We start from the raw sequence: 13295 nt of genomic DNA, 5'->3' as shown, positions 1-13295 counted from the left end.
TCATCCCGCCCTTACTTCGTGAGAGAGGCGGGGGTTGAGAGCTACATCGTGCCGCTGCCACTCAGGCGGCGCAGGCCCTCATTGCGCACGCTGCCGCCGATCCACTTCAGATGGTTGACGCCGATCTGCCAGAGTTGGCCCCACGTCTCGGGGTTGGCTGCGCCCTTAAGGAAGGTCATGATTGGGCGTGGCCGCAATGACCACTCGCGTGCCGCCCGCTTGGCCCAGTATTCCAGATCAGCCGAGCTGAGGTGCGGGTAGTTCAACACCGTGTGGGAATACATGTCATAGTCTTCCCACTGGTTCATTTTGATCCAGCCGTTGGCTACCGCTTCGTAATAGAATGGCGTGCCGGGGTAGGGCGTGGCGATATGGAAGAGGGCGATATCAAGTGGCAACCGCTTCGAGAGGGCGATCGTCTGCTGAATCGTTTCGACCGTCTCACCCGGCAGGCCGATGATGAAATAGCCCCAGTTCATGATCCCGGCCCGGTGGCTGGCTGTAATTGTCTCTTCGATCCGCTTGACGGTGGTGCCCTTACGTGCCCGCTTCAGCACCTCTTCGCTGCCGCTCTCAAGACCCCATGCGATCATAAAGCAGCCGGCCTTGCGCATTAACCGCAACTCATCCTCATCAACAAAGTCAACCCGGCTGTTGCAGCTCCAGCGCAACTTGATGCCCTCTTTGATAATCGTATGGCAGAGGTCGTAAACAAACTCCTTCTTGACCGTAAACAGGTCGGCCTCGAAGTGGATGTGATGCATGCCCATCTCTTTGAGCATAATCATCTCTTGCAAGACGTGGTGTGGGCTGCGGTGGCGCACGCTCGATTGATACGTCACGTGCTTGATGCAGTAGCGGCATCCGGCTGGGCAGCCGCGGCTGGTCAGCACAAAGGTGTAGGGGCCGCCGACAATCGGTACCTTGTAGCGCTGCCACGGCAACTGGTCGTGCAACGGGATAGGCAAGGTGTCAAGATCTTCAATAAATGGCCGGTCAGGATTGATTCGTACCTCGCCGTGCTCGTCGCGGTAGCCGACGCCGAGTGTTTCGCGCAAGGCTTTGGCAATAATCTTGGGATGCACACCGAGAAACCGTCCGCGGGTGGTCAGGTACGAAGCGTCAGGGAATGGCAATTTGCGCCATGGTGCGGTAAGATCAGGGTTACCGACTGGCACTGTCTCGTCGGCGTGCTCTTGCTGAATCACTCGGTCAATCGTGCGGATGACATCGACAATGGTCAGCTCTGGTTCCCCGCGCACCACGATGTCGAGCGTCGGGTACGATTCGAGCGTCTCGCGGGTCATCGGCGTGACGTGGGTGCCGATCGCCATCGTGATGGTACCCACCGCTTTACCGATGAACGTCGTCCGCATGTCGTTCGTTAAGGTGGGCGCCGTCGCGTGAATGATCATGTAGCGCGGCTTCTTTTCCCACATATATTTCTCGAACGATTTCCAATCCATCATAAGGCCGATTGCATCGATCACCTCGACCGTGTAACCGGCCTCTTTTACCACCGCGCCGATCTGGGCTAGTGCGGTTTGCGGCCAGATAATACCGTCGCGGGTGCGCCGGCCAACACGGGCGATGTCACGCAAGAAGAGATCACCGTCGGGCGATGGCGGGTTTAACACCAGCACATCAAGCCGGGGCGTCTTCTCGCGCGGCATTTCAACAAAGCGGATCTCGCCGGCGCGTTCGTTGGGTCGGGCCGGGGCGACCAGCTTAATGCCGGTCGGTTTATCGCCCGGCGCTTGTTTGCGTTGAGTTGGCGTCGTTTCCTGCTCGCTCATGGTTCTCCTCTTGTTGTTCTGCATCACGTGATGCGGTAGCGCCGCTGGTTGTCGTAGCGATGTGGGCAGGGTAAAAGCGGCGGAATGCGTTCATAACAGACGATCCGAACGAAAGGTATAGACCGTGAGACACGATCAGAAAAGTTATCAGCACGAAACCCGTATTGATCAATGGGCCGACGATGAGGTGCAGTGGGCGGTTCCAGTGGACGATTTCCAAGCCGAACAGCACATCGATCGCGTGATGGAGTTCGCCGGCCACGTGCTTTTCGTATTCGTACCCCATCCCAAAGAGCAGCGCGCTAAATAGCCAGACGGCATTGGCCCGTGATGGTTGTTGGTAGAGCTGGATGCTGAAGAACAGCGCCGCTGCTATTGCAGCCATAATCGGCCAGTTGTGGCTGATTAAGATGATCAGATAGCCGATCACATAGTGAGTCTGGCCGAGGTTCTGTTCACTCCATACGTAAAACGACTCCACATCCTTGCCTTGCGCTAGGCTGTTTGCGCTGCCGGCTCGACCGGTGTTGTCAGCGGCGTGTATGTCCAGTTGAGATCGGCCACTTGCTCGCTCTCGCGCCGGCTCAGTTCGGCCAAGACTCGCGCCAGTCCCCATGCGCTGACGAGTTGCACTCCCATCAATACCAGCATCGCGCTCAGCACAGGCGCGAACCACGAATTAGCTAGCGCCGGATTGGTCAGGTCAAACGCGACCGCGGCGATGTAGGTGACAATTCCGCCAAAGATAGCCAGTAATCCCAACCACCAGTAATGGCGCTCGATCCGGCGTCCGTTGCCACGTCGGCCAAACAAGCCTTGCCTGATGGCGCGCTTGTGAAAGAGGGCGACCAGATAGCTGAACGAGGTGCCGGTGGTGTAGAGAGTCACACCGGCGACGGCGAGTACCAGTGCGCCGAAGAGCTGCGGGAACGACCAGCCGCTCAATAGCCCTAGTCCGATCCCGATGCTCTGTCCCACTGTGATCAGCAAGGCTAATGCCAACAAGGCTAGCCCGATTCCGCCAAAGATTCGCACCGGGTTATAGGTCAATGCTGTCCAGACAATCGATTTAGTAAAGCGCAGACCGTCGCGAATCACGTGGAGCTTGCTGCGACCCGACCGTTCTTTGTACGGGATGGGTACTTCGACCATCCGTAGCCCTTCGTGGAGGGCGCGGGTGCTCATCGCAGGGGTGAAATCGAGGGTGTTGGGCAGCGGGTAGATGACCGGCAAGATTGAGCGGCGCAACACGCGCTGGCCGCTGGCGCTGTCGCTGATCCGCACGCCAGCCACTAGCGAGAGCATTGTAGCGAAGATCGTGTTGCCGATCCGGCGCACCAACGGCATCTCGCTGTGCGCACCCGCCATGCGGCTGCCGATCACGATGTCGGCGCCTTCCAGCACGATTTTGCACATCTGCGGGAAGTATTCGGGCGGGTAGGTGCTGTCGGCATCGAGGAAGCCAATCAGCTCGCCGCGCGCTTGGCTGAAGCCGGTTTTCAATGCGCCGCCATAGCCGCGATTCTGCTGCCGGATCAACCGCACCCGATCCCCAAAGCTCTGCACAATTGCTGCGGTGCGATCCTTCGAACCATCGTCAACCACAATGCACTCAAGTTCGTCAACGCCAACCTCTTGCAATGCCGGCCGGATCGCCAAGACTCGTTCGATAATGGCTGCGATCCCGTCCTCTTCATTGTAGGCCGGTATCACAACAGAAAGCGTGGTCATGTTTCCCCCTCCCTTTGGTTGCACAGTTGCAACCCTACCGGACGCACCGTTGTGCGCCTCGCCGTTTAGTACACTGGCATTGCCAATTGTTCGATAGGTAACGGATCGGTACTCAGATTGCGCACTACACGGGCGGGATTGCCCACCGCAATGCAGTAATCGGGAATGTCTTTCGTCACTACCGCGCCCGCACCAATCACGACATTCTTCCCAATCCGTACACCGTCGAGAATGATAGCGCCGCTCCCGATCCAAGAGCCGTCGCCGATGCTGATCCCCTGTGCGGTAATGCCTTGGGCGCTAATGGGGCGGGTTGTGTCGCTAAAGACGTGATTGACCGCCAGTATTTGCACGAGCGTCCCCAAATAGACATCATCGCCGATGGTAATACCGCCTTGACCGCGCAGAATGCAGCTTTCGCCGATGAGCGATCGCTGGCCAATGGTGATGTGGCTATGGGGGAGATTGCGAAAGTTGTAAACGTGGAGAATGGCGTTTTTCATCACCATGCTTTCGTCGCCGATGGTGATGCCTCCCGGACAAGCGTGGAGGTAGACGCCGTGATCGAGGTACACTCCCGCCCCCAGTCGCACGTTACTGGCAAAGCGGATGCGCACGCCGTCTTCAATGGCAGCAATGCCGTCCATGTGCATCATGGCGCGGTAGGCGATCGCGCGGATGCCAATCCCGATCACGCTCGGTATCCAACCGAACAAACTTTGCATGAGCTGCTCGGTAATGTACCGTGGCAGAGAATTGGCTTGCCGGTTGAGGTAGAGCTGCAATCGATCGGTCATGGTTGGTACTCATCCACCCACACATCTTTTTCTAGGTGTTGCCAGCATAACTGGCAGGTCTGAACTTTAACTAACTACCGGTAGGTGTGAGCGTGACAAAAACGTAATAAGGAATCTCCGAGCGACGTTGCATTGCAACGTCGCTCGGAAGGGCCGGCCAAGCGTAGTAGTTACTGAGCGTATGCGGCCATAATCGCCACGGCCCGCTCGGCGGCTCCGCTGACAATCGGCGAGCGCGCTGCGCGCAGGCGAGCGAGTCCGGCGGGACTGAGCCACGTCGCAGCTCCTGCAAGAATGCTCTCATAACGGTTGCCGATCAGCACTGCAACCCCTGCATCAACCAGATAGCGCCATTCAGTCTCGTTGCGCACCAGCAGGATGGGGGTGCCGAGCACGGCGGCCTCTTCTTGCAACCCGCCTGAATCGGTAAGCAGGGCTTGGGCCGCTTGCACGAGGCAGAGCGTGTCGAGGTAGCCAAGCGGGCGTGTGGTCAGAATCCGTGGCGAGAGCTGCAACCCTTGCCGTTCCAACGCCGCGGCGGTACGCGGATGTACGGGGAAGACGATCCGATAGCTTTCGGCGAGTTCGTTGAGCGCGCGCACGATGCCGGGCAGCACTGCCGGTTCGGTGTTCTCGGCCCGGTGCAGGGTGAGCGCGAGGTATTCACCCGGCTGAAGTTCCAATTGGGTTAAGATCGCGCTCTGTTTGGCCCGCTCACGATGCAGCAGCGCTGCGTCAATCGCGGTCGAACCGATCACGTGAATGCGCTCCTCCGGCAACCCCTCAGCGCGCAGGTTGTTGGCGGCAATCTCATCGGCGGCCAGCAGAACCTCGGCGATATGATCGACAATGATCCGGTTGAGTTCTTCGGGCATAGCCCGGTTGAACGACCGTCCTCCCGCTTCCAGATGTACTACCGGCAAGCCGAGTTTCGCTGCGCAGAGTGCGCCGGCCATGGTCGTGTTGGTGTCGCCTTGCACCAGCACCAGATCGGGCCGTTCTTGCAGCAAAATCGGTTCGAGCCGGGTCAGAATGCGCGCCGTCTGTTCACCATGCTGGGCCGAACCGACGCCAAGGGTGTAACGCGGCGCTGGTAAACTCAGCTCTTCGAAGAAGATAGCATCAACTTCGTAGGAATAGTGCTGGCCAGAATGCACCAAAATATGCTCGAACCGCTCTTCCAGTAGTGGAATGAGTGGTGAGAGTTTGATAATCTCAGGTCGGGTGCCGAGCACGGTGAGGACACGAGCCATAGCTTACCTCGCTTCGTATTCGAGTTGAATGCCGTAGTATCGCTGCAAGAAGGTGCAGAGCGCATCGAGTGGCGCAGCATGGCGTGGACTGCGCCGGTTATTGGTCAAATCGAGCCATAGATCCGACGACGGCTGCCAGTCGCGCCGGCAGATCAACCAGATGGTAGAGGGAGCGGGATCAACTGCCGGTACGTCACTTGCTGCCGGCGCAATCGCGATCTGGTAGGTTTGCCGTCCGGCCTGCACGAGCAGGTGGGGCTGTTTGGCCAGCACCCGTAGATCGCCATGCGCAGCCGCTAGCGCCACAAAGTGGCGCACCATCTGCTCAGCGATCGCGTCGAGCCGGCGCGGAGTGATGGCGCGTTGCATGCGGCTCATCGCGTTGACCACCCGCGCTGGGTTGCCTTCCACAATTGAGTCGGGCGGAATCTCGCCACTTACCACCGAGCGCGAGTTCACAAAACTGTTATCGCCGACCGTCGCGCCGGGATGGAGGAAGACCCCGGCGGCGCACCAGACTCGGTTGCCGACCGCCACCGGCGCGAATCGTACCCAGTAGCCTTCAGTGTACGGCAAGAACGAACCATGGGTGTAGACCATACAGCGCGCGCCGAGCGCGCTCCAGTGACCGATCCGGACTTCTTCTTCGGTGTTGATCAGCGATTGCGGGCCGATGTAGCTGTGATCGCCGATGCGTAAGCCATCAGCGCCGTACACGAGCGTGAAGCTGCTGATGATGCTATAGCGACCAATGCTGATGTCGCCGCCGCAGTTGATCACCGTCAGCGCCCGGATAGCGCTGTAGTCGCCGATGCTGATATGCCGGCCCATGACGGTGGCGAACCAGCCGATCGAAACGTCGCGTCCGATCTGTGCACCGCAGCAGATGCGCAAGATCGCCGGCTTGGTCGCTGGCGGTGCGATGAAGAGTAAGATGAAGATGATGGTGCGATACAGGTTCATAAGGATACCGTAGATGTCATTGCAAGGGAGCGGCGGTACCACGCACAGCGGGAGGTTGTCCGACCGAAGCAATTTCCCGCTGGAGCGGTAAGTATACCTGAGCGGTTGTCTCCCGCGCTCGCGGGGGATTGCTTCACCGCGCTGCCCCTCCGTTCGACTCGCAATGCCGAGCTGGTCTGTCATGGCGCGGTGGTGCAGCTCCCGAAGCAATCTCCCGCTGGAGCGGAACCGTTGCTGGTACGCACTGGTGGCGGGCGCGCCGCTCGCGCTCCGCCTGCATTGGAGCGTTCACGGCCCTAACCCCTCGCTCGCTGCCGCGATCTGCTCTGCGCGCTGCCGCCAATGTTCGGCAATTGCTGCCGGTGTGGCGAACCAGACCCTTCCCCGCGCTGCCAGATCTTCCCACAACGCACGGTAGGTTGCCGCCCATCCCGGAAAAAGCCGGTCATCGTAGACATAATCATGTACGTCAACGAGCAGTAAACCGCCGTGCCGGGTCACCGTCTCGCGCAGCTCAGCGAGCAAGGTCTGGCGATCACCGGGATTAAACTGTTTCTGCCCAAACAGATGGTCATCCATCCAACCGGTAGGCAGTTGCAGGGTGCGAATCTCGCGGCGTAACCCACGGTGCCATGGGAAGAAGGGCCATACGCTGCTGCGCCGCCAACCAAGATAGCGGTTGTGGGTCAGCGAGGCATCGTAGCGAAAGCCGACGTGCTCATGCATCAGCAGGGTCTGTTCGGGTTGGCGCGGGTCGAGATGCCAGTAGTGGTGGCGGTTGCCGTCGATCGGTTGCCCGCTAGCTGCGGCAAGGCGGGCGCGTTCGGCGGCAAAGAGCGTGCGGTCGGTATAGGCGCGATAACTCGCGTGCAGCCCGATTTCCCAACCTGCCGCGCTGATTTCTTGAAACAGCGTGCGAAAGTGCGGCGCTTGCACGTCGTAGAAGGGATCGGGTAGGCCGGTAGCGTATTCCAACAACGAGCCTTGGCGGGCGACGAAGTAGAACGCCGAGCGCGCCCCGATCCGCTCTTCGAGATCCATCCACGAGCGAAAGTGCCAGTGCGTGCGGCGTCCGCTGATAATATCCATCGCCGCGCCGAGGCCGCCGTTCCCCTGCCGCAGCAGGATGCGCAGCGGCTCGAGCCAGCGTATCACTTCCGGGTAATCGACATCGTGGCCGCAGGTAGCAGCTAGTTCTGCGCCGTTCGGCCAGCGCGGCAGGCCGGGTGGCAAGCCGCAGTGCCGGAGCAGATCGGCTAGCCAGCAACCAACCGCCGATGCCAATGCGCGGCGCAGCAGGCCACGCTCGAGCATCGGCGTGCCGGTCAGGTCGCGGTAGCCGTGTTTAACGGTCGGGTATTGTTCCTCTTCGTAACCGCTGAGCAGCCAGAACGCGGCAAAGATGGGGTCATCGGGAATATGCAGCGTGCTGTCACTGGTCGTAGGTTGGGCGTCAGCCTGATCACCCGCCAGCAACGGCAGATCATACCCATTCCACTGTTTCGCGCCGAGCAGGCGCGCTTGGGCAGGGTTGACCCACCGCTCGGGCCGCGCATGGATCACGATCTGGGCCGGTGGGGGTTGGACCTGCCCGGCGGTGTATGCAATCGTTACCCGCTCGCTGTCCCACGGTTGTTCACACCAACCGTACCCCATTCCAGTGAGCAGGGTGCGCCAGATATAACCGATCTCGGCGCGGTGCGCCGCCAGCGCAGGGTCAATGGCAAGCGTGATAATTGGAATCATGGATGTTGTATGATTACGCTTTCCGCATCTTCTTAAACCGGGCGCTGTGCTGTTTGTCCTCGGTGATGATGATCTTGACTGGAATCTTGTACGGCGCGAGCCGCTCGCGGCAGAAGGCACGCACCCGCCGCTTAAACTCGTTCGGGTCTTCCGGCTCGAACAGATTGAAGCGAGCAGTGACGATCTGGCCGGTGATGGGATTGCTCTCACCCACTACGGCCACGTCTTTCACATTTGGCATCTGCAACAGCACGCTCTCTACCTCTGCTGGGTAGACCTTCTGCCCGCCGACGTTGATGATTTCGCTCCGCCGTCCCAAAATGCGGATGTATTCGCCATCAACTTCGACCACATCTTGTGTATTCATCCAACCCTCTTCGTCAAATGGGCTGGGTGCGTTAAGGTAGCCGAGCATGGCCGATTTGGCCCGCACCCACAGCACCCCATCGACGATCTTGGTCTCGAAGCCCTCGCCGCCGACTTTGACCCATAGCGAGTTGGAGTCGCGCGATTTCGAGCGCAAGATGCCAAGCTCTGAGAGGCCATACGTTTGTAAGAGCTGCACATTAGGGAAGAGGTTGTGAATCCGGTGCAAGGTGCTCTCTGGCATCACCTCGGTGCCGTAGGTGATCAGCTCAAGCGACGAGAAATCATAGCGCCGGTAGGCTTCCGAAATCAACAACAAATTGAGAAAGGTTGGCGAGGTTGGTAGGGTTTGCACCCGGTGTGTCTCGATAGCGCGGCAAACGATATCGGGATCGCGTGATTGCACCGCTACCACCGTGCCGCCGTTGGCCAGCGTGTAGAAGAGCGTATTGATCCCGCCGATGTGGTCGAGCAGCAAAAAGGTCAGTGTCACCCGGCGATGGCGCGGCACTTGGAACTTCTCTAACAGCGGGATGAAATCGTGCAGGGCTGCCTTGCTCTTGCCGGTCGAACCCGACGAGAAGAGCACCAACCCCGGATGACCGCGATCGATCAACTGGCGGGTGAGCGGATTGGTCACGGCAACGGTGCGGCGCTCGATCTGCCACTGATCATTGTCATCGAAACTAACCACGACCTGCACTTCGGCGATAGCGAGAAACTCGTCGCGCTGCGCAGCAACGCTACGGGTCAGCGGAACCACAATCGTGTTGCGTTCGATCAGGGTCAAGAGCAAACTCACTGCGTTCGGCGAATAATCGCCTTCAATCGTCACGACGTGGCCGGGGCCGACATCGTGTTGGTCGAGCGCCGTGTGCCACGCTTGCATGCGCGTCAGTAGGTCACGGTATGGGTAAGGATGGTCATTCCAGACAATGGCCGGGTGATCGGCCCACTGTTCCATCCGTTCACGAAGCCATGCGATGCTCATAGCAGCCTCCATGCGACAATCGGCATTAGCCGCCGCCGCCGAGATAGATCACCTGTCCGGTGATATAATCACTGGCCGGATTGGTAAAAAAGTCAATCACATGGGCCACGTCGGCAAAGGTGCCAAAGCGCCTGATCGCAAGCGTGTCAATGATATGCTGCAACTTCTCGCGCGGCACACCCCGGATCAGATCGGTCTCGATTGGTGTTGGCCCAAGCGCGTTGACCGTGATCCCAAAGGGGGCAAATTCACGCGCTAGAACGCGCGTCAGCATTTCGACCGCGCTCTTCGCTGCGGTGTAGAGCGCCTCTCCCTCAAGCCGCAGTGGCACAGCGATGGTGCTAAAGTTGACGATACGGCCATAGTTGCGCCGGCGCATCAGTTTGGCCGCTTCTCGGCAAACGAGAAAACTGCCCAGCACGTTAATGTTCAATATGCGACTAGCCGTTTCTCCCGGGGTCAGCAGGGCGTGGTTCATTGCCGCAATCCCGGCATTGTTGATCGCGATATCAAGCCGGCCATGCCGGCGCTGAATGGCGCTCAACATCGCTTTGACCTGTCCTTCGTTGCTGACATCGACTTGATGGTGCGTGTAGCCGGGCAGTTCCCAATCGACTGCACTACGCGCACATCCTTCAACCAAGGCGCCGCGTTGCAGAAAGTGCTCAACCAGAAAGCGCCCGATTCCACGGCTGCTGCCGGTAATCAGCACCACTTCCTGCTTAGTCACGTCCGTACTCCTCGGTGATCAATTGCTCGAGGTAATCAACCAATGCCCCAACGCTGCGGAATGGGCTATTGCGCTGCGACATCGCTCGATCATCGGCTAACGTCAACGTCAACCCATGCTCTTCTTCGAGCCGTTGTTCAAGATCGACCACCATAGTCACGAGTGCTAAAGAGTCGAGCAGTGCTCCCTTGCCGAAAAGGAGCGTGTTCTCGTCAATCGTTGCCGGCGAGGGGCGTCCGCTCTGTTCGAGCACGTCGCGCAAGCTTGTGATGACGAGATTGGCGAGGTTTGTTCGGCTAACGGGTAGGCTGGTCATACGCTGGTTACTCCTGTGTCGACGATGCTTGTACGCGGTGCAAACGGCTGATCAGAGGTATATAGACACGGATGTTTTGATCGTTTTCCGGTGGCGCAATCACTGTTGTTAGTGTAGTGGTTGGTGTTGTCGTGAGCGTGCTCACCGGGGTAGCGGTGGCGGTGGGCACCGGGGTAGCGGTGGGGACGGGGGTGCTGGTGGATGTAGGAGTGATCCCACCACTAAACGGTGTATCGGTTGACCAGTGCTGGGTCGGGTTGCCATTACGAGGTTTGAGTTCACCAGTGCTGATCCCACCCGTTGCGCTATCGGTGATGACCGTTCTCGCACCTTCATCAAATCGGTAGAGGGCCACAGTATCCGCATCGACCGGATGGGGCGCGGTTGGACGGAGAAAGGCGTCGGTGTAGCGCACGACGCGCGAGATGCGGAGATCATCGAGCCAGCCGTTGTAATGCCGACTGCCGGGGTAGTCGTGCTTTTCGGCTCCCAGTACCAAGAAAGGGTCGCTGGTGGGGTACGCGGTGGCGCGATTGAGCCGGTAATCGATTCGTCCGACTGGGCCAGCGATAGCTCCGTCAGGCTGGCCATTGACAAACAAGCGCACCTGCCCGCTCTCAGCGCGGGTAATCGCGATGTGATGCCATTGCCCGTCGGTCACAATCGTAGCGCCGGTCAAGAGGGCTTCATCGCTCCCGATACTCACCCCCACCACTAACCGCTGATTGCAGATGGCGACGCCATAATCGCCATAATCGCCAGCGCCAAACACATCTCGGTCGATGAGGATGTTGCCGGTATACCAACCACCGGGACAGGCCGGGGCGGGGTTGTGGGCAGCAGTGGCTTTCATCCAAAACTCGATCGTGAACGCACTGCTTACATTGACGGGATACGACATAGTAAGACGTCCGCTGCTGTCGATCAAACCAAGCGGAATCTTAACACGATCAGCATCCGTATCGCCACTTCCATAGAAGCGTAGTGATGATCCTCCCTGTGCTTGCAGGGGGTTAACCAGATTCGGCGTGTCAAATAAAATCGTAATAAATAGCAGCCCCGTCAACGTGAGTTTGAATGTAGCTTGGTTGAGCTGGTATCCGCAGTGAAGCTGCATCCCTTATGTCCCTCCTCTACGGCGCTGTTGGCGCAGTTGACGTTACCCAGAGGGGGTCGTCAGCATCAGCGTTAGGGGTCGTGCCAAGGGTCACGGTGCGATTGTTGCCGGAACGGTCAGTGGTGACTTGGCCGCTCCCTTCGTCGAAGCTAAACAAGGCCAGTGTATTGGCATCGGTCGCGAAGGCGGCGCTGGGTGGCGTAAAGGCCGCCGGGTAGCGAATCGTGTTCGAGACGCGCAGTTCATCGAACTGGCCGGTGATGAAGCCGTAGCCGGGCACACCGCCGAGCACAAAGTCCGGGCCGGCGGTTATTGTCCCCACGGTGACAGTGGTGCTGGGTGCACCGTTGACAAAGACGCGGGCAGTGCCGGTGGCAGCATCGTAGGTGACGGCGATGTGATGCCAGTTATTGGCTGTCAGGGTGGTGGGGTGAGACACCGCAACCCATTGGCCATTGGTGCGCAAGACCCACCAGACCACCCGGTTATTCTCCAGTTCCAAGGCCCAACCGGCATTGCCAGTAATATCGCTGGCGGCGATGACGCCGGTTTGACCGGTGGCGCTGGGGCGGAACCAGAATTCGAGAGTATGGCTGGCGTTGAAGCCGGGGATCGCCGTGCCGCGTGCGCTGTCGTTGCTCACGAAGCTGAGCGCGAAGTTACTGCTCGGCATGGGGGTGTTGGTTGCCGTCGCGGTTGGTGATGGCGTATTCGTTGCGGTCGGCGTCGGCGAAGGGCCGTTGGTTGCGGTTGCGGTCGGCGTCGGCGACGGGCCGTTGGTTGCGGTTGCGGTTGGCTCCGTCGAGGCAGCTAACGTGACAGTCGCATATCCCATCACTTCACGCGCATTGAACACCTGTACCAGCGCACTGACCTCGGTGCTGAGACCGGTGATGGTAAAGGTCATGCTCTTCGCCCCCGCTGGCGCTCCTGTAGGGAGACGCAACAACAATGCGCCACGGGCAACGCCGCCAGAGAGTGCATCAGTCACGGCGGCGGGATCAACCGCAAAGCTAGCCTCACCGCCAAAGCCACTCACTGCGCCGGCGCTCAGGGCATTGGTTGGGACGCTCGGGGGCAGCGTGATCAACACACTTCCGCCTACCGGAATCGCATCCGTCGTAAAGTTCAGCGTATAGCTGGTACCGGTCTGCGCAACGCTGACGCTCAGCGGTGTGCCGGGAGTCATAGCGGCCAGCGCGAAGCGACGCGAATGAGGCCGCGTGCTGGTCGTGTAATAGAGCCGGTACGATGGCCCCTCTTTCAACGCACGCACGGCCCACACTTCATCGGGCGAACCTTCGTTAATCGTATCCATTGCACCGTTCCACACCGGCGTGTTCGGTACGGCGCGCGTCCAGTTGCGGCCATCAGTTGAGACGAGGTAGCCAGTCGTGTAACCTGTATCGTAGCCGTTAGCCTCGAACCACATCCGGTAGATCGCGCCGTCTTTGATCACCATTGGCACACCGACGTTGTTGTCGTCAAA

12 protein-coding genes are annotated in these 13295 nt (G+C 59.4%); all 12 read right to left on the bottom strand.

Annotation, left to right across the window (positions count from 1 at the left end; all coding sequences use genetic code 11):
- Positions 1–41: 41 nt before the first annotated feature.
- Positions 42–1796 carry a radical SAM protein gene (locus Q1A59_RS09005; protein WP_298403748.1) on the bottom strand — a complete coding sequence of 585 codons (1755 nt, stop codon included), beginning with the start codon at positions 1794–1796 and terminating at the stop codon, positions 42–44.
- Positions 1744–2277 (bottom strand): hypothetical protein, encoded by a 534-nt coding sequence (locus Q1A59_RS09000; RefSeq protein ID WP_298403751.1) that lies wholly within the window; start codon positions 2275–2277, stop codon positions 1744–1746. Before Q1A59_RS09000 ends, Q1A59_RS09005 begins: the two co-directional genes overlap by 53 nt.
- 14 nt (positions 2278–2291) lie before the next feature.
- Positions 2292–3527, bottom strand: a complete 1236-nt coding sequence (locus Q1A59_RS08995) for a glycosyltransferase family 2 protein (RefSeq protein WP_298403754.1) — start codon at positions 3525–3527, stop codon at positions 2292–2294.
- A gap of 65 nt (positions 3528–3592) precedes the next feature.
- Entirely contained in the window at positions 3593–4324 is a 732-nt protein-coding gene (locus Q1A59_RS08990) for a DapH/DapD/GlmU-related protein (RefSeq protein ID WP_298403756.1), read from the bottom strand.
- A gap of 170 nt (positions 4325–4494) precedes the next feature.
- Entirely contained in the window at positions 4495–5577 is a 1083-nt protein-coding gene (gene wecB / locus Q1A59_RS08985) for a non-hydrolyzing UDP-N-acetylglucosamine 2-epimerase (protein ID WP_298403757.1), read from the bottom strand.
- Between the two features lie 3 nt (positions 5578–5580).
- Positions 5581–6540: a transferase gene (locus tag Q1A59_RS08980; RefSeq protein ID WP_298403759.1), complete on the bottom strand. Its 960-nt coding sequence runs from the start codon at positions 6538–6540 to the stop codon at positions 5581–5583.
- Between the two features lie 288 nt (positions 6541–6828).
- A complete protein-coding gene (locus tag Q1A59_RS08975) occupies positions 6829–8286 on the bottom strand; it encodes a polysaccharide deacetylase family protein (RefSeq protein WP_298403761.1) in 1458 nt (485 codons plus the stop codon).
- A gap of 13 nt (positions 8287–8299) precedes the next feature.
- Positions 8300–9643 carry a fatty acid--CoA ligase family protein gene (locus Q1A59_RS08970; protein WP_298403763.1) on the bottom strand — a complete coding sequence of 448 codons (1344 nt, stop codon included), beginning with the start codon at positions 9641–9643 and terminating at the stop codon, positions 8300–8302.
- Positions 9644–9668: 25 nt separating this feature from the next.
- A complete protein-coding gene (locus Q1A59_RS08965; protein ID WP_298403765.1) occupies positions 9669–10373 on the bottom strand; it encodes an SDR family NAD(P)-dependent oxidoreductase in 705 nt (234 codons plus the stop codon).
- On the bottom strand, positions 10366–10689 hold the full coding sequence (locus Q1A59_RS08960; protein WP_298403768.1) for a hypothetical protein: 324 nt from the start codon (positions 10687–10689) through the stop codon (positions 10366–10368). The genes Q1A59_RS08965 and Q1A59_RS08960 overlap by 8 nt, the downstream gene beginning before the upstream one ends.
- Positions 10690–10696: 7 nt before the next feature.
- Complete coding sequence (locus Q1A59_RS08955) at positions 10697–11590, bottom strand: LamG domain-containing protein (RefSeq protein WP_299644866.1); 894 nt, start codon at positions 11588–11590, stop codon at positions 10697–10699.
- A 232-nt stretch (positions 11591–11822) separates the two neighbouring features.
- The coding region (locus Q1A59_RS08950; protein WP_299644864.1) for a LamG-like jellyroll fold domain-containing protein at positions 11823–13295 on the bottom strand (1473 nt) is incomplete at its 5' end.

The sequence above is a fragment of the uncultured Chloroflexus sp. genome (genome assembly GCF_937951745.1).
In the GTDB taxonomy this organism is placed as follows: Bacteria; Chloroflexota; Chloroflexia; order Chloroflexales; family Chloroflexaceae; genus Chloroflexus.
The sequence above is the reverse complement of the archived record's forward strand: the minus strand, read 5'-3'. Positions and strand labels throughout refer to the sequence as shown.